Source organism: Paenibacillus sp. ISL-20, from assembly GCF_018613005.1.
Lineage (GTDB): Bacteria > Bacillota > Bacilli > Paenibacillales > Paenibacillaceae > Paenibacillus_AQ.
The window spans coordinates 54456-72987 of sequence record NZ_JAGGRD010000049.1 but is presented as its reverse complement, the minus strand read 5'-3'; the positions used below and the strand labels follow the sequence as shown (position 1 = coordinate 72987).

9 protein-coding genes are annotated in these 18532 nt (G+C 50.8%); all 9 read right to left on the bottom strand.

From position 1 onward, the window contains the following. Positions 1 to 376 precede the first annotated feature (376 nt). On the bottom strand, positions 377 to 6589 hold the full coding sequence (locus tag J7E85_RS25700) for a 5'-nucleotidase C-terminal domain-containing protein (RefSeq protein ID WP_285228852.1): 6213 nt from the start codon (positions 6587 to 6589) through the stop codon (positions 377 to 379). Between the two features lie 227 nt (positions 6590 to 6816). Continuing rightward, positions 6817 to 7770 (bottom strand): ABC transporter permease, encoded by a 954-nt coding sequence (locus tag J7E85_RS25695; protein ID WP_215162842.1) that lies wholly within the window; start codon positions 7768 to 7770, stop codon positions 6817 to 6819. A 6-nt stretch (positions 7771 to 7776) separates the two neighbouring features. Continuing rightward, positions 7777 to 8832 carry an ABC transporter permease gene (locus J7E85_RS25690; RefSeq protein ID WP_215162841.1) on the bottom strand — a complete coding sequence of 352 codons (1056 nt, stop codon included), beginning with the start codon at positions 8830 to 8832 and terminating at the stop codon, positions 7777 to 7779. Next, positions 8825 to 10357 carry an ABC transporter ATP-binding protein gene (locus tag J7E85_RS25685; RefSeq protein WP_215162840.1) on the bottom strand — a complete coding sequence of 511 codons (1533 nt, stop codon included), beginning with the start codon at positions 10355 to 10357 and terminating at the stop codon, positions 8825 to 8827. Before J7E85_RS25685 ends, J7E85_RS25690 begins: the two co-directional genes overlap by 8 nt. A 396-nt stretch (positions 10358 to 10753) precedes the next feature. Further along, the gene (locus J7E85_RS25680; RefSeq protein WP_215162839.1) at positions 10754 to 11860 is read right to left on the bottom strand and encodes a BMP family lipoprotein; all 1107 of its coding nucleotides are present in this window, start codon (positions 11858 to 11860) and stop codon (positions 10754 to 10756) included. A gap of 371 nt (positions 11861 to 12231) precedes the next feature. After that, positions 12232 to 12420 (bottom strand): hypothetical protein, encoded by a 189-nt coding sequence (locus J7E85_RS25675; protein WP_076322526.1) that lies wholly within the window; start codon positions 12418 to 12420, stop codon positions 12232 to 12234. A gap of 466 nt (positions 12421 to 12886) precedes the next feature. Further along, on the bottom strand, positions 12887 to 15787 hold the full coding sequence (locus tag J7E85_RS25670) for a DUF4855 domain-containing protein (protein ID WP_215162838.1): 2901 nt from the start codon (positions 15785 to 15787) through the stop codon (positions 12887 to 12889). Positions 15788 to 15977: 190 nt separating this feature from the next. After that, positions 15978 to 17528 carry an extracellular solute-binding protein gene (locus tag J7E85_RS25665; RefSeq protein ID WP_215162837.1) on the bottom strand — a complete coding sequence of 517 codons (1551 nt, stop codon included), beginning with the start codon at positions 17526 to 17528 and terminating at the stop codon, positions 15978 to 15980. A gap of 108 nt (positions 17529 to 17636) precedes the next feature. After that, positions 17637 to 18503 (bottom strand): carbohydrate ABC transporter permease, encoded by an 867-nt coding sequence (locus J7E85_RS25660; protein ID WP_215162836.1) that lies wholly within the window; start codon positions 18501 to 18503, stop codon positions 17637 to 17639. Between the last annotated feature and the right edge of the window lie 29 nt (positions 18504 to 18532).

Here is an 18532-nt window from a genome sequence, read left to right as displayed (position 1 = left end):
TTCTAGTTCAGTTTTTACACCCTCTCTTGTATAAAAGGGGATTGGGAAAAACAAGGGAGTTACAAACTGCTATTTGACAGGTCTCGTTCATATCAGTTGTTGTCCCCAAATTTCTTAGAGACATAAGAAGAGAAACCACATCTTCACAAAATGGATGTGCGATCCACTACCCATTTACGAAAGGGACGGAACGGTGGCAACGTACCAAAAAAGCAAGAAATGGCGGTGCTAGGAATCATCCTTAGCACCGCCATATCTATTTTCCACTTTTTTGATCAATTGGAGCGATCTTCAGCAGATTTGCTGTTGACCCCCCTCGTATACCACAAAGATACAGATGCAAATCCAATATACATCCTGCCGCTATGCAACATGTTCATTTTACATACGTCAAATCCTGCATCATGCGATGGAGCACAGCGGCGCTTTCGCCGCGGGTGGCACTCGATTTAGGGTTGAAGCGATCCTTCTGGTCCCCGTTCAGAATATCAAGAGCCGCTAATTCATACACCGCTGTCTTGGACCAACCACCGATCGAGGACGCATCGGCAAAATGGGCTTTTGCCGCGTCGGCTTGGTTGTATCCGGCATACTTCAGCGCGTTGTACACCATCACCGCCATCTCTTCGCGCGTGATCGTCCGGTTCGGCTTAAAGGTGCCGTCCGTGTAGCCGGTAGTGATACCGACATCGACGGTTGCCTGGATCGCTCCAGCGAACCAGTCGGATGATGCTACATCCTTAAAGCTGCTTGACTCTGCATCTGCGGAAAGACCCAATGTCCGGACGACAAGCGCTGCGAACTCGGCTCGAGTGACCGATGCGTTCGGAACAAAGGTCTGCTCTGTGCGTCCGGTTACGATCATTTTGGCCGCGAGCGATTTAACGTCTGCCTTAGACCAATGCGTGGCGATATCCTGGAACGTTACCGGGTTCTGCAACACCAGGTACGTGCTGTTGGTTCGGCTATAGATATCGATTCGTTGACCATTCACCTTGAATGGCACCGGCGTGTATTCATTGCCGTTTCCGTCCACTCGAACAACCGCAATATCGGTCAAAGAATGCGCTATGTCGACATTCAGGGACCGCTTCACATACGATTGGAATGAACCGAGCGTGATGGTCTTGCCATTACTGGACTTCGCTGTCACGGTGTAGCTCACAGCCTGCAGCGCATGATATCCTTTGGAAGCTGCTGATTTAAGAGCATCCGAATCCACTGCAAGCTGAATGACCAATTGAAGGCCGCTAATATCCGAGCCGGTTTGCGCAGCCAGAGCTTGGAGATTGATCTCCCTCTTCGGAAGCTCATAGCTTCCGTAAGGCGTCACTACCACCAGCACTTGCGCGCTTGTTTGATCAAGCCATGCCCGGAGCGCTTCATTCTCGATGGTAACGGAAGAAGACTGGATCGGCTGCGTGCTTGTTACCTCCACGATGACTTTTCCGCCCGAAGGCTGTTTCAGGGCTTCCTTCATGGCAGCCCCAGTGACGCTGCCTGTTGCCACACCATTCTCCACCTTAACCGGAACCTTTACCTTGCCTGGTTCGACCGGTGGCGTCGTGCCAGGGTTGGAAGGATTCACTGGAGGTGTTGACGGTCCTGGAGTTCCAGGCGTGCCCGGGTTGCCAGGGTTCCCCGGTCCAGGCTCTCCCGGTCCGCCCGGAAGCGGTGCTCCCTTCAAGTCCGTAATCCGTCCTTCGACGGCGGAGGTTTTGGCTGTGATGGTGCCTTCTTTTTTCACATAGTTCGAGAATACTTCATAGTCAGGTTTATAGAGCAGGTTCACGCGTCCTTCCATATATGCCTTCTCGAGCGAAGCATAGAAGTCGCCGCCTTTAGCGGTAAATGCGTTTGTTGCCACTTCGTACGATTTATTCATATCGATCGGCTCGTATCCGTTCTTGCCTTTCACCTCGATGCGCAGGACGCGTGACCCAACCGGCTTGGTCGAATCATAATAGAACTTCATGCCCGCAATATGCGGGAAGCGTCCGTCCTGAGCCGGCGTCTTGGAAACCCCGTTCTCCATGGCTTCTTTAATCTCGGCGCCCGTCAACGTAATCGTGACCAGATCATTGTTAAACGGAAGCACCGTCATCACGTCACCCATTGTGACTTTGCCTGCCTCAATAGATTCGCGAATGCCGCCGCCGTTCTGCAGGGCGATGACCGCATTCGTGCCGGCGGCTTGTGCCGCATCCAGCATACCATCCGCAATCAGGTTGCCAAGATTCGTTTCCTTCGTCCGCACGTCGGCACGAACGCCATTCAGCCTCACTTCGGTCAAACCGACTTCCGTTTGTTTCAGTTCCTCCACGCCCGGCTTATATTTGGTGTTCAGAATTTGCAAGGCTTCGGGATCCGGCTGTATCACGTATTGGCCGGCACCATCTTTCTCGTCAACGGAAATGAGGTTGCTGTTCCACTTCTGCAGAACACCCTCGTCGTCAAATATGACCTCAAGCTGACCTAAGAATTGGCCTTTTTCCCCTGTCTGCACGATCAGCTTCGGTTCGCTGTCCGACCGGTCCACGACCGCCTCATCCAGCTTGGTATGACTGTGGCCGCCCACGATGATGTCGATGCCTTCGACTTCCTTAGCAAGGTTAACGTCAACGTCATAACCGAGGTGCGACAGCACGACGATTTTGTTAATGCTTTCCTTCTGCAGCATCGCCACGGTGTCTTTTGCTTTTTGCACCGCATCATCGAAGGTGACGTCTCCAGGCGAAGCGATGTTCGCCGTGTCTTCGGTTGTAAGTCCAATGAGGCCAACCTGCTCCCCGTCTACCTCCATGATGATGGCCGGGTAAATGGTTGCATCCTTGGCATCCCGGGTCACTTCATTCTTGAATTTCTGGGTCAATAAAGCATCGGCCGAAAAATTCACGTTCGAGGAAACAAACGGGAATTCCGCATGCTCAATGAAATCGTTCAGCACCTCGGATCCTTTATCGAACTCATGGTTACCGAAGGTCATGGCATCATATCGAACCAGATTCATGAACTCCAGATCGGCGAGTCCTAAATATTGATTGAAATACAGCGTGCCGGAGAATACGTCCCCTGCATCCACGAGCAGAGGATTGACCGCATTGGCTTTGGCTTCTTTGATTGCCGTAACTCGGCGCGCAATGTTATCCGGCGAGCTTACGGTATCCAGATTGGCATGCGTGTCATTGGTATGCAAAATCGTCAGCGGGAAGCCGTTCACGGCTTCTCCCTTCAGGTCGATCTGAGCGACAACCGGATCATGATCCGATACGCGGCCCTTGGAAGCCGGGAAGTCGGCGTTCAGATGAACGACATCGGCTTGCGTTGAGCGGGTCAGATTCTTGCTGACGAGAATATGATCCAGCACCTGCGAGTTCCCGTCATACGTGTAGGTATACCGCTCCTCAAGCGGAAGCGTCTCAATCAGGTTGTCTAATTCGTTGCCTTTCAAAATGTTCGCCGTCTCGGTAAATTGGAAATCATTCAAATCTCCCAAAACGACGACGTTGGCGTCAGGGTTAGCGGACACAACGCCTTTCACAAATCCGTTCACGACCGCTGCAATCTGATGGCGCTGCGTTTCGCTGGAGAGAACCGGCGGCTGGGTATTGCCGAATGGTCCTTGGTCTCCGGATTTCGAGTTAAAATGATTCGCGATGACGATCACTTTCTCGCCCTGGAATTCGAACTGGGCGGCCAGAGGCTTACGCGATGCGTTGAATGCCGAATTCAGCGGATCAATCCGGCCCGGATTCAGGGTTAACTGATCCTTTGCCGCATCATACGCAACCGATTCCGTCGGCGCCCCCTTCTTGCCTTTTACACTGTCCGATAACTGGACACGATCGGCGTTATAGAGGAATCCGACCCGAATGTTCGCTCCCGGCGCTCCCCCATCGTTATTATTCACCGGATCAATATCGGTAAAGCTGTACGTGGGTCCTCCCGCTGCCTTGATGGCGTTAATCAAGGTCTGATAGCTTTGATCTGCCGCGGTAGTTCCGTTATTCTGCTCTCCGTTGTTATCCTGTACTTCTACAAGGCCGATAATATCCGGAGACTTGATGTTGTTTACGATCGACTCCGCCAGCTTGTTGATTTTAGCGGAGCTTACGCCCGGATAGAAATTTTCAATATTATACGTTGCTACTCGGAGCTGTTCGTCATTCAGGTCGATAGTGGATACCTCTTGCTTAAAAGAGCTGCTGTTGATTGCAGGCAACTCGCCTTTAGCTGGGATCACCTTGAAATTGCCACTGTTATAACCGATTACGCCGATCACATCATCGGCAAACGTATCACCGGTGCTTACTTCTTGCCCCGGATTGCCGTAAGCAATGATAAGACGCTGCGGGTTGAAATTGCCTTGTTCTTTCAGAACGAGACCGCCGGCAGGCGTAATCACGTCGGCAATACCATTCTCGACCCGGGTCGCAATGTTGTAGGTTCCGCTGCTTGTCCAATACGGACTAATGATCGTTGGCTGCGGAAGTCTGACCAGCATGCCCTCCAGAGATTCGTAGAAGTCGATGGCATCTTCGTCCGGATCGAACGTTGTCATGCTGTCATTATCGATAATGGCGGCAGGAATCGTACGTCCGCCTTTACCTAAGGTAACCGGTTCGGGCAGCTGCTGAGCCTGATCAAGCTTCTTGATGGATTGCAGCTCGAGCTGGGTGGAGGTCAGGTTGCTGGAGCTTCCCTCGTTAAACTCGGCCACTTTTCCGGTTACGCTCACCAGATCCCCGATTTGAGGCCGGCTTGGATCCGTGGAATATACAAAAATCGCATCCGAAGTGTTCGGATTGGAATCCGGCTTGGGATCCTGAATATAAAAACCCTTGATATTGCCGTTAGAGAACGTATAACCATATTGGGTTACAACGCCTTCAATATCGGTTACCGTCTGTCCTGTATACGGCGAAGTATGGTCCTCGCCTTGAATATCCGCGATGCGAGGCTGTTGAGTGGCTTTGTAAACAAATTCGTATACCTTACTTACATCTGCACCCGAGACAACGATCGCTTTGATGGTCGTATCACGGTCTATTTGAATCGGCGAGCTGTAAAGCGTGCTTGCTGTCGTAGGAACCGTTCCATCGAGTGTGTAATGTATGCTGGCCCCTTGCTTAGGGCTGGACAGCGTCACCATTCCCCCGATGATGATCGGTCCGGCACCCGGACTGGCGATCACGGAGAACATCTCCTCAATTAAAGCATTCTCGCCAAGAGGGATCAGCTCATAGACGTTGCCGAACTGCTTCACCACGCCCGTGACGCGACTGAAGGTTTTCACCGTCTTCAGCTTGGACAATCCGGAGTAGATGATGAATTCATGCCCGCCTTGCTCCGCCGTGTATTCCCCAGGTCTGCTCTCGGATTTGATAGTCACATCATCCAGGTAGACAAGTCTTGCCTCATAAGTCTCCCCTGCAGCTGCGGATAGATCAGCTCCGGTGACTTGGAGAGCCTGCGGTACTCCTGCATTTGCACCCGTTACGTCATGCGGCAGCAAGGCGTGCGGTTTGATCTCCTGAAGATTGTTGTAAATCTCCATCACGCCGGCCACGCTCACGCGGTCACCTACACTGGCATTAAGAGGGTAGTCATAGAGCACGATACCGGCTGTATCATCTTGTATATAGGTTTCTCTGCCTTCGATATGCGTAATGACGCCTTCCGTCCAGACATGCTCGCCTTTTGCCTTGGTGCGGGACTCAGCGACGGACGTTTGCGTTAAAATATCGTATTGGAAGGAAGAGACCGGTCCATCCGACAAACCATCCTGGACTGCATAGGCATCCACTCGCATAGGCTCGTTGATCTTGATCGGGCCATTGACGAGCTGAAATCCTGAATTTCCACTGGACAGATACACATCCGCATAGACGGAGGCGCCCACCGTCGGCGGATTCAGCGAGATCTCCGTTCCGGCAGGCCAGGCATTAGGTTCCGGATTGGCTGTTACCGGTCCTAAACCCGTACTAGGAGTGACCGGTGTCTTCGGGCTCGCGCTATTCCGGGGTTCCGGCGTCTTAACGTTAAAATCGGCCGCATTGTTATCCGTGTCGAGACCACGATCATTTTGACCAACGGTCAATTCCTTGCGAATCGCAGCCGTACTGTTAGATAGAGCTGCTGTCGGTGAGCCTTCGAATACTTTCGCAGTGCCATAGCCAACAAGATCGATGCTATTGCCCGATGCATTCACCAGATCAACTGCACCTTGGCTGCCGCTTAAATCCAATGTCCCTAGTACATCAGGCGTTGGCAGGGGGGCCCCATTACCTGACTGGCTATTTTTTTGTTGAATCAATACATAGGAATAAGGCTCTATAATACCAGTTAAAGAGGTCGTGCCGTTAAATGTTCCTGCTGCGCTGGCATAACGTACCTTCCAGCCTGTTAGGTCAACCGGACTGCCCGTCGGATTGAACAATTCGATAAAATCATGCGTATACACTGCCCCGCCATTCCCGCCGCCGCCATACACTTGGCTGATTACAACCTGATCATGTTGGGGAGCAGCCTCCGCCACCTTCACGGGACTGAAAGGAACGATGAGACTCAGAAGCATTACAATAGCCATAAACATACTTAGCTGCTTTTGGCACCTTTGTAATCGAATGCGCATTCAGGTTTTCACTCCTCTATTCTATTAAATTCTGTAGCCTTATTTACTATATATACCAGAGATGTTTTGGGAGTTCTAACCTAAAGTATGCTAAATGTAAAAAAACCTCCAATAGACCTAACCCTAAGTGGGCATAGGCATATCAGAGGTTCTAGATGTCTTACATCGATTTGCGCAATCCGTTACCGTTTACCTGAATCGAACGGCTCCCCTACGGCTTTCGGCGCATTCGAGGATTTGGAGAAAATCACGAGTGCGATCAGCGTGACAACATAAGGGAAAATCTTGAGAATGACCGGCGGGATCACCGCCAATGACGGGATCACCTGCGATACGTTGGCTACCGTCGTGGCAAATCCGAAGAACAAGGTGGCCAGCAGGATACCGAGCGGCTTCCATTGTCCGAAGATCAGGGAGGCCAGCGCCAGGAACCCGAGACCCGCTACGTTCCCGGTAAATTCACCGGAATACGTCAACAGAATGACAGCCCCCCCGAGTCCGGAAAAAGCACCCGAGATCATGACGCCGACATACCGCATGGACTGTACCTTAATACCTGCTGCTTCCGCTGCGTGCGGATGCTCGCCGCAGGACCGGAGTCGCAGACCGAACGGTGTTCTGTACAATATTAGTGCGCTGAGCACTAACACTAATAGAACAAGCCAGGTTGTTGCATAAGTTTTGGTAAAAAACAAATCACCGATGACCGGTATTTTCGACAGCACGGGCACATCAAACGATTTGAAACCACTCGTAATGCTGATCTTGCCGCTCCCCGTAATGTTACGGGCAAGGAAAATCGTCAGGGCACCTGCGATCATGTTGATCGCCGTACCGCTTATAATCTGGTTGGCACTGAGGTTGATGCTTGCGAAAGCATGCAATAGCGAGAACAACGCACTCGCTGCCGCTGCTGCCAATAGTCCTACCCATAATACCCACGATTGGCCGGGCCATTGGGCCTGCATTTTGAATATGACAAAGGCTCCGATGAAAGAACCGACAATCATCAAGCCATCAAGGCCGATATTCACGACCCCGCTTCGTTCACTGAACAGCGCGCCCAAGGCGGTAATCAAAAGCGGGATCGTGTAAGCGATGGCATACGGAAAAATCTGTTCAATCGTTGTCCACATATGTCCTTACTCCCCCTGCTTTTTATTAGCCGCGCGACGCAGCTTCAGTTTACGGTATAGTCGTTCGATCAAGATGCTGGTTGCCGCAAAATAGATAATGATGGCGATAATCGAATCGGCGATTTCCGGCGGAATCTCCGTCATGGCATTCATAAACCCTCTGCCCGAGTAGAGTATCCCGAAGAACAAGGCCGACACCAATACACCGATAGGTGCATTGATTCCGAGCAGAGCTACGGCAATCCCGTCAAATCCTTGGCTCGGCAGAATGCCGATCTGCATGCTGGAGGCATTCCCCGCATACTGTGCAACACCCGCGAGGCCTGCGAGACCGCCGGAGATGAACATGGACAGCACGATGCTGCGTTTGACAGCGATACCCGCATATTCGGAAGCGTGTCGGTTGAATCCGACCGCCTTCAATTCATATCCGAGCGTTGTTTTGTTAATAAGGAAAGCGACGACCAGAACAGCAATGACCGCGATAAAAAAGCCCAGATTAACATAAGAACCTTGGAACATATCGCTTAGCCACTGCTGATGCAGCATGGCTTCCGGCGGAAGCTGGCGCGATTCCGTCTCCAGGCTCGTCCCTTTGAAGTAACCCGGAATGACATAATAAACGGTCCAGTAGGCGGTCCAGTTCATCATGATCGTGGATACGACCTCGTGCACGTTATATTTAGCCTTCAGGAAACCTGGGACAACCGCCCATAGCGCACCGCCGATAAACCCGACCAGTACCATAACCAACAGGAGCAGAGCCCGCGGCAGGTCGAGCGAGAGGCCAACAGCTGTCGCGCAAAAGCCACCGAACAGCATCTGGCCAGCAGCACCGATATTAAACAGTCCGGTACGGAAGGCAAAGGCCACGGACAAACCGGTCAAAATAAGCGGAGTCGCCGTCGCCAGCGTATTTCCGATCCGCTCCGGGTTCTTGAGTCCACCCTGGATAAGATACTTATACCCTTCTACCGGATTATGTCCGGTCAGCGCCATAAGCAGTGCCCCCGCGATGAGTCCGAACAGGACGGCAAGCAACGATTTTACGCTGTTATTCATGTGGTGCCTCCTCTTTTTGATACCCGGCCATCATCAGTCCGAGCTCTCTTTCGTTCGTTTCGGAGGTTTTAACGATACCTACCAGTTCACCGTTATTGATAACGGCAATGCGGTCCGACAAGTTCAGCACTTCATCAAGCTCCAGGGAAACCAGCAGAACGGCTTTCCCCTTGTCGCGCTGTTCGATCAGACGCCGGTGAATATATTCAATCGAGCCTACGTCAAGGCCCCGAGTCGGCTGGACGGCAATAAGCAGATCCGGATCGCGCTCTACCTCGCGGCCGATGATCGCTTTTTGCTGGTTACCGCCGGACATCGAACGCACGATCGACCGGCCGCCCGTTCCGGAACGCACATCAAAGCTCTGAATGATATGCTCCGCATGCTTGCGGATCGCTGCTGGCTGCAGCAGCCCGTTCTTGGAATACGGTGGGCGGTTATACACCTCGAGGATCAAATTCTCTTCAATCGTATAATCCAGTACGAGGCCCCTCTTTTGGCGGTCCTCCGGAATGTGGCCGATTCCGCTTTCATTCCGTTGACGGACAGATAGACCGTTGAGTGTTTTTCCATTCAAGCTCACCGTTCCGCTCTCCGCCTGGCGAAGTCCTGTAATGGCTTCTATCAGTTCCGATTGACCGTTACCATCCACGCCGGCAATACCCACAATCTCCCCGGCATGTAGATCGAGACTAAAGCCTTTGAGTGCATCAACTTTCTTGCTGTTCTTTACCGTAAGCGATTTGATCTCCAGAACGGTTTTACCCGGGCGACTCTCCTGCTTATCCACCTTAAAGGATACGCTGCGGCCCACCATCATTTCGGCCATAGCCTCGCGGCTTGTGTCTGCCACTTCAACGGTGCCAATCGTCTTGCCTCGGCGAATGACCGTGCATCGGTCCGCAACCGCTTTAATTTCTTTCAATTTGTGGGTGATCAGAATGATGGATTTGCCTTCATTGACCAGGTTTTTCATAATGCCCTGCAGATCTTCGATTTCCTGAGGGGTCAGCACGGCGGTCGGCTCGTCGAATATGAGCACTTCCGCGTCGCGATACAGCATTTTGAGAATTTCCACTCTCTGCTGCATCCCGACCGAAATATCCTCGATTTTGGCATACGGGTCTACATTGAGGCCGTATCGCTTGGACAGCTCCTCAACCCGTTTGGCAGCCGATCTCACGTCCAAGCCGAAAAAGAACTTGCGCGTCTCGCTGCCCAGAATAATATTCTCGGTTACGGTAAACGGCTCGACCAATTTAAAATGCTGATGCACCATCCCGATTCCGAGTTTGTTCGCGACATTCGGATTCGAGATCCGCACGTCCTTGCCGTTGACTTTGATTACGCCACGGTCAGGTTGATACATGCCAAACAGGATGCTCATCAGGGTGGACTTGCCCGCCCCGTTCTCACCGAGCAGCGCATGAATCTCGCCTTTTTTCAACCTAATCGTGATATCGTCATTGGCCACGATCCCGGGAAATTCCTTGCGGATGCCCACCATCTCGACAACATAGTCCATGGTTTTGGGTCCTCTCCTTCTTTTGTGTTGATATCTTCTTGTGCCTAAATCACTTTAAAAAAACGCGGATCGACTCACTTCCAAACAGCCAGAACGCAGTTACATAGATCGATTCTACATTCAATATCAGGATGCAATCGCTTGCGCCGGTGATACGGTCTGATACCTTAAATAGCCCCACAAAGTGGAGCCTATGCTTCGATGCTTATTCCAAATACTTTGCGGGGGCCCCAAAACATATAAATGCGATTACAGAATTGCTTACGCTTCGCTGAAATAACTTATAAATTCTGATACCTTAAAAAAAGACGGAGGGAATCCGTCTTTTTTCATGCGGTATCGCTGCTTTTCAAGTAAGTCTATCCACGTTTCTGTAGATGACCTTGGTGTCTTGGATTACTTAATCAAATCGCCTTGCTCTGCCGTTACTTTAATTTCGCCGGCTTTGATCTTATTGAACACTTCGTCAACTTGCTTAAGGACGTCATCGCTCAGGTTCGGATTCTTCTCAGGAAGGCCGACGCCGTCATTAGTCGCATCTAGTGTAAGCGTCTGTCCGCCTGGGAATTTACCTTCCATTTCGGCTTTGATCATATCGTAAGCCGCATGGTCGATTTTCTTAACTGCCGAAGTGAGAATAACGGACTTGTCGCCTTCGTATACGCCGTCTTGGTACTGGTCAACGTCGACGCCAACGATCCAAACCTCGGATCCTTTCTGCACGCGAGCCTTCGCTTCGTTAATCGCGCCAACGCCAACGCCGCCTGCTGCCGCGAAGATAACGTTTACGCCACGGTCATACATTTGAGCCGCCAATTGGCTGCCTGCTGCAACATCATCAAAGGATCCTTGATAAACAACGTTTTCTTTGTTAATCACCAGTTTCGTGCCGAGATTCTCGTTGGCGTATGCTACACCCTGCTGGAAGCCCCAGTTGAACTTCTGTACAGGAGGGATTTCCATGCCCCCGATAAATCCAGCCTGTCCATCCTTCACATGAAGCGCAGTCGCTACGCCAGCCAGGAAACCGGACTCTTGCTCAGCAAAGAAGATGGATACGGTATTTTCCTTAACTACCGGATTGCTGTCGCCGGAATGAGGTGTTCCATCGATAATCACGAATTTAGCATCTGTATACTTGTCCTGTGCTTTGAACACGGCTGTTTCAAACTTGAAGCCTGGAGTTACAATAAATTTAAATCCGGCATCGTACAGGTTTCCGATCTCTTTCGAATAGTCGGCTTCTGTCGTTCCGGCCGGCTTCAGGTATTTATACTCCATGTTGAAGTCCTTATTGGCCTTCTCGATGCCTTCGTACGTTCCTTGGTTAAACGACTTGTCATCAATGGTTCCCGCGTCCGTAACCATCCCTACCTTGAAGTTTGCCTTAGGTGCATCGCCGCCTGCGCCGCCACTTGGTTCTGACGCCGGTTTGTCGCCGCAACCTGCCAGCATTGTGACAGATAACGCCAAACTGATTAAAGATATGACCCCTTTTTTCATTAAGGATAACCCTCCTAGGTATATATGCCCGAATACTAGTAGATTCGTGCTATTTACAATATATTAATAAAACAGACCCTTTTCAACATAAATTTGGGTGAATCTGTCAAGCTGCATCTGTGCCGCGGTGAAACGTTTAAGATATATTTCAATCCAATTCTAGTATATATAGGAATGCTTAGTTAACACAGTATTGATATCACGGTTTTTATAGATAACACGGGGATTACAGTGGGTGTGATACGCCAAGCCGCGCAAGTGAGAAGACCCTTCCATTTGGAAAAAAATAATAGCGCTTTATTAAAAGAAAGCACCTCGGCAAGGTGCTTACAAACATGCTGTTCATTTCAATGAATGTTATGAATGATTATTCATTTACGACGGGATTTCATCATGCGATTATACGTAATTAATCCGGCAATAATCATGGCTACTACGCCCAAGCTGCTTGCCGACTCCGGCGTCATGCCGAATACCCCCGCCAAATTCGTAACCAAACTGTTCGTAAGCAGCGCCACCGCAATCAGCATAATCGGACGCCACACGCTATACCTTCTCATCCTCGCAACACCCCCAGGCCAGATTTACAGCATTATAATCCCAAATGACTAAAATCGCTTAATCTATTAGATGCATTATACCATGAATAAGTATGCGTTTACATTGTTCTCAACTTTCTCAGCATGAAATTTCCAGATAGCCCTTGATGTAGTTGGGGAGACCAGCAATCCTTTGCGACTTTGAATCAAATTACCGGTTTTCTTCTTCCTTCATTATATTAAACGTGTTCATAAACATCGTTATGCGCCACATATTTCTCATGTGGTCATCAAGACCGATTCGAAAGCAAAAGCCACGGGCCACAGCGTGGAAATAACGCTGCCTCCATGGCTTTTTTTACGAAACATAAGTTATCATGCATCATGCTCGGCAGAGTTTGCCATAAAATGCCCTTATCCTAAGTCAACTTCTCGGAAATCAGGCCATTATGCCATCGGAACCTGAGCTCGTGCTGGAAATAACTCATCAGTCCTTTTTATTGTACTCGAATGAAATCTTAACGGGATCCGACATTCCTTCCATAGACAGATAGGCGTCGCAAGTTCCCTTTAAATTGCCGGTAAGCTTGATCATGAATTCGAAACTTCCCGTTTCTGTACTGGTCGTCTGTCCTTCGTAGCGAACTTTCCCTTTCGAATCGAGTATTTTCAAATTCACTTGGGACTGGCTGCCGTTCACGACCAGACCGTCGATTGTCAATTTCTTCGCAGCGGCATCCACCACGGCTCTTGCGCCGTCGATTGTAGCACCACCCCCCGCATGGTCGTCAATGCCGAGAACTTCGATTTCATCAAGGAAGACCCAGACGTTGACCGGGAATTCGACTTTAACGTAGCGGGCAGACACTTTATCGGCTCCCGCTTTCCCCGGCACGCCGTCTGTTATCCCGCTCCAGCTCACGAACTCGGCCGAGGCAGCATCATGTGCCGGTGGGGGAGAAACGGTTGCCAGCGGGCTCCAGGATTGGCCGTCAGATGAAACGGAAAAAGCGACGTTCTGAGGAAAATAGATGCCAGGCCCTTTATTCTGAAGAAAATGGGCTCTAATTACCCCAATCGATTTGTTTCTGCCCAAATCAAATGTGATTGTGCGGCTTCGTTCTTCAGGGTAGTCGCTTCCCGCATGGGCCTGCCATTGCTCGTTGCCGTAATCCGTCCCGCCGAATAGGCCGTTCGTAAGTTCGTTCCCGGAATCGGGATAGCTGCTGTTAGGCTGCCGTGAAATTGTATAGCTTTGGCCAAGAACCAGATTGCGAAGCCCCCAGCCGTCAGACCAGGTTTGAATGAGAACTTGGGCGTAGGAATCAAGCACCGATGCTGCCGAGACCGAAATCAACCCTTGCGCTTGGACGGCCGGGTCGTGAATGTGCGCGAGAAAATCCTGCATATACGTTACGGCATCCTTCGGCTTGTTTTCGTCCAGAAGGCGCTTGATGATCTGCAATCGATACGACAACTCTGTGCCAAAATCCGGCTTGATTTCGTTCGACGCGACATAACGTTGTACAAGCTCCGCCATCGTCTCCGGCGCCGGGCTGCTGTCAATGGCGTACGTTCCGTTCAAATACTGATACAGCCAGTCATACATTAAACGCAAACTTGGATCCTTGCTTACCCCTAAGTTGTATACTGCATTATTGCCTTGATAGTGAGCTCTGAAGCCATTTTGCATCAGACCGGATCTGACGCCGCTGTCCAAGTATTCGATAAAACGCTCGCGAAGTACGGGATCTGTCAGCATTCCGTCATCAAATTCAACTTCGTTCCCCATTCCGTACCGCTTTGCAGTATTCGTAGCATCGTCCAGACGGTCGGAATCCATTCCGCCGAAAAAATAGTTGGGCTGAAGCGCCGCGGCATCGAACCCTACGTCTTTCCACATAAACATTTTGTAAGCATATGAGTGTGGAATCCAGAAAACCTTCATGTTCATGGCGTGCACTTTATCCGACACCATGCGAGCTATGTCCGGTCCCGATTCGGATATGTCGATTTGTTCCGGCATCCAGTAAATGCCGACAAGCTCAAGATTAGAGTAGTTGGCAGCCTGCCATCTTTGCTGGGCCTGGTCCAGCCACCACTGCACCGCTTTTCCTCTGTTTTCAGACGCTTTTTCTTTGCCTACGACGGAGTCGTTGAAATTTAAGGAACCGCTACCGTCAATGTCGCCAAAATTGGTTAAGGATTCCCCTGGATTCGGAATCATTAACACAACCTTGACTTGATGATCGGGCTGTTTCAGCTTGGCCCCAACTTCCTTGGCAGCCTCATTCAACTGCTGCATATCGCCCGTGGCTGCAAATGTTTTTTCCAAATACCATTTCCAATCGTCCAGGTTCGTTTGTCCTAGACCGAAATCGCGACCGGCAGGCGAAGCAATCCCGAGATATAGAACGCCGTCATAAAGCCAATCGACCGGCTCGCCGTCTTTATTTACATAGCTGATATTAGGGATAATCCGTTCCTTCTTCCAATCGCCCAAACCATTCGCGTATTGCCCGTTATATAGCAGATTCAGATTCCGGATCCCGGCCGTAGCTTCCCCCGGCTCCAAAAAACGAGGCTGCTCGGCAGAAACCTTTACCGCCCCTTCAATCTTGCCGTCCATACCCATAATTTCGATTTCGTCAATGTATTCCCACTGTGTAGGATGCATAAAAAAGGTCACCTTCACATAACGGGCATAAGCCAGCTTGCCATCCGTATTCCCGCCTTTGATTCCATCCCGGCTGCCATCCCATTCAAAAGTCTCCTGTCTGGGCGGTCCTTCTCCCCAAAGCAGCTGGGTAGCGTTATGGGAAAGCAGCCCCCAATTTTCCTTATCGTCGGAGACATACATCGATACCGACAGCGGCACGAGGATCGAGTTCGCCGGATAATCTTGAAAAAAATGAGCGGTTATCTTCCCGACCGACTTTTCCTCCCCCAGATCAAATACGATTTCGCGCGTTTTTCCGCGCAGATGTCCTACCCATGCCGGGTCGTTCATATCCAATGCGCCGTATTTTCCGTCCGTAAGCTTGTATCCGTCATCGGGATGCGAAGCTTCCGGAGCTTCAGACCATTCATACGGGAGGCCGGCCGCAAGATTGCGGAATTGCGTCTCCTCTACTTCCGAAGATGCTGCCGCTTGATTCGCATCTATTGCTTTTGGTGCCTGTTCCGCTACCGGTTCACCAGCATCCGTCGGTTGATCTAGTTCGACCTGTGGAATACCTGTATTATTTCCTGCTTCCATCTGGTCTGCATCTACCGCTTGCAGGTCCGTCACATCCGGAACAAGCGATTTCGCCTGCACCGCAGAGACCGGAGCCATTAGTAATACGGCTGCCATTAATCCGGATATCCAGTTTTTATTCAAATTCATCAAGGCCAGCTCCTTTTCTTTATTCTCGAGTACAGAAATATCAAAAACCTTTAAACTCTTATTTCTGTTCCGGGTGAACGCTAAATGTTGATCCCCCCTTTCGCGAAATCTGGTATAAGTAAGCAGCAGAGCGTATAAGATCGGCTTCCTCCGAAAGAGGAAGCCGTCACCGCCGTGTCCTAATTCTGGTCTATTTCGCCTTCGCCGCCAGGAACTCGTCAATTTGCTTTTGCAGCTCCTGCTGAATCTTTTGGAGGGCGGGTCCGGCTTCCGCTTCGAATTTCTTCAATGTGTCCTCCGGATCGATGACCCCGTTAAACAGCGCCGTGTAGTATTGCCCATCGACTGTATTGTACTGGCTGATTTCGTTTTGCACCGGGGTACTGTCAAATTCGAAGCCAGCCAAAATATCGGTGGTGAACATGTCGGCATCGCGAAGCACGGCATCCATTTCATCATTCTGCGGATCGCCACCCACAACACTGCGCTCATCGACCGGATTCCATAGCCAGACATAGCCGAATGCAGAGTAGCCGGATGTATCCAGGTTTTTCATTTTGTCCTCTCCTACCGCTTCCCAATGCTTCCCTTCGATTCCGTAAGAGAGCAGGTCGTAGTTTTCCTTCTCATTCGCCCAGTTCAGGAACATAATCGCCCGCTCCTTGTTTTTGCTTACCTTCGGAACAGCCAGGAAATTCCACTGCTTAAAATTGGTGAAATTCGCGCCTTTTTCCGGGTTAAAGAAGGTGACCGTTTCCAGCTCGCCGTCCGGTACATTGTTCTTAAACGTGTTCTTGAGGGAATCGCCGATGCCGAACGCGCCGTTTGTCACGATTGCTACTTTGCCTGCCGAGATCGGCTGGTGAAAATCTTTCGTCGTCAAAATGTCCTTGAAAATCAGTCCGTCCTTAAACCATTGGTGCGTGTTCGCAAGCCACGTTCCGATCGGCTCCCGATCCTCCAGCAAATTGTATACTTTGCCGTCATTGTTCTTGTAGTAGAGCATCAAGCTGTTACCCAGTGCGTGGGTCGGCCTGACATGGGTTTCGTAATCGTTCAGCGCATGGTGGGCGACGAATGAATAAGTGGATGAGCCTGCGGTCATCGAGATGATGCCTTTTTCCTGCTCCTTCACCTTGTAGGCAAATGCGATCAGTTCATCATACGTCTTGATCGGCGGTACGCCGAGCTTCTCGCGAATGTCTTTGCGCACCATGTAGGAATTGCCAGACATGTAGCTGACGCCGAGCGGAACGGCCATAATTTTGCCGCCGTATTTGTTGTAGTCCCACATTTGCTGCGGCCGTTTCTCCAGCACCGTTTGGCCGTACTGGGCCAACAGGTCGTCCAGCGGCTCATAGAATCCGTTTGCGATCATCTGGTTGATGTGCAGCCATGGCGCATCGAAGATGAGATCGATGTTTTCGCCGGAAGCAAGCGTCACCTGCGTCTTTTGCGCCAGATCCGACCAGGGCACGAACACGATGTCGAGCTTGACATTGATCGTATCCTTCATCCGCTTTTCTGCTTCGGCAATGACCAAATCCATATCCGGCGGCCGGTCGCCGGGAATCATGATTTTCAGCGTCACCTCCTTAAGTTTGGTGTCACCGCTGGCGCTGTCGCCGGTATGGCCTGACGGTCCGGGCGTTTTCCCTTCCCCTTCGTTCTTGCCCGAACAACCTGCAATCGCGAAGAGCGCGATCAGTAATACGAGTGCGATGGGCAATAGTTTTTTCATTGAGCATTCCCCCTGTTTCAAATATAGAGAAAATAGGCGGATGGGCCGGTTCGAAGACCGCAGCGCTCGAAAGCTCGAACCGGCCAAACACGCTTCCCGCTTGCCGTTCTACCCTTTTACCGATCCAAGTGTCAAACCTTTAATAAAGAAGCGCTGTATGAAGGGATAGACGAACACGATCGGGCCGATGGTAATGCAGACGATCGCCAGCTGCATGCCATAGGTCGGCACGACAACGTTGTACTGCGTCTGGCTCCCGCTCACATAAGCCATAACATTCAAATTGGACATAAGCTGGCGTATCATCATCTGCAGCGGCAGCATCTTGTAATTGTCGATAAACAGCAATGACAAGTACCAGTCGTTCCAATATTGCAGCGCGTAGAACAGGCTCACTGTGGCGATAACAGGCAGCGAAATCGGCCAGATGATGCGAAAGAAAATATAGATATCATTGGCGCCGTCCACAGTCGCAGCTTCATTCAATTCATACGGTAGCGTCCGGTAGTAGGAGACAAGAATGAAGGCATAGAACGGGTTAAGCAGATAGGGCAAAATGAGCGCCCAAACCGAGTCTTTCAGATGCAGCCAGTTGGCAATCAGCATGTAGAAGCCGACCAGCCCTGCACCGAACAACATCGTCAGGAAGGTCAAAAACGATAAAATATTGCGGTACTTCACTTTCCGGTGGCTCAGCGTGTACGCATAGGCAGCTGTCAAGAGGACGCCCAGCGCCGTGCCGGCGAGCGTCACGATAATCGTAATGCCGTAGCTTAGAAACACCTGCTTGCCGGAGAGCAGAAATTTGTACGCATGGAGGCTGAATTTGCTCGGAAGCAACTGGTACCCCGCCGTCTGCAGAAGCGATTCATCAGCGAACGAGTTGATGAACACAATCCAGAACGGAATGAAGCAAAACAGCGCAAACGCGCCCAGCACCGCGTACATCAGAATAAGAAACAACCGTTCTCTCATGTCGATCACACCTTAAATTGTCCGGCGAA

Bases quoted from the DNA above. Each gene is read 5' to 3' on its own strand.
- J7E85_RS25690 (WP_215162841.1), bottom strand. From the start codon at position 8,832: ATGAATAACAGCGTAAAATCGTTGCTTGCCGTCCTGTTCGGACTCATC.
- J7E85_RS25665 (WP_215162837.1), bottom strand. From the start codon at position 17,528: ATGAAAAAACTATTGCCCATCGCACTCGTATTACTGATCGCGCTCTTC.
- J7E85_RS25680 (WP_215162839.1), bottom strand. From the start codon at position 11,860: ATGAAAAAAGGGGTCATATCTTTAATCAGTTTGGCGTTATCTGTCACA.
- J7E85_RS25675 (WP_076322526.1), bottom strand. From the start codon at position 12,420: ATGAGAAGGTATAGCGTGTGGCGTCCGATTATGCTGATTGCGGTGGCG.
- J7E85_RS25695 (WP_215162842.1), bottom strand. From the start codon at position 7,770: ATGTGGACAACGATTGAACAGATTTTTCCGTATGCCATCGCTTACACG.
- J7E85_RS25660 (WP_215162836.1), bottom strand. From the start codon at position 18,503: ATGAGAGAACGGTTGTTTCTTATTCTGATGTACGCGGTGCTGGGCGCG.
- J7E85_RS25700 (WP_285228852.1), bottom strand. From the start codon at position 6,589: ATGGCTATTGTAATGCTTCTGAGTCTCATCGTTCCTTTCAGTCCCGTG.
- J7E85_RS25670 (WP_215162838.1), bottom strand. From the start codon at position 15,787: ATGAATTTGAATAAAAACTGGATATCCGGATTAATGGCAGCCGTATTA.
- J7E85_RS25685 (WP_215162840.1), bottom strand. From the start codon at position 10,357: ATGGACTATGTTGTCGAGATGGTGGGCATCCGCAAGGAATTTCCCGGG.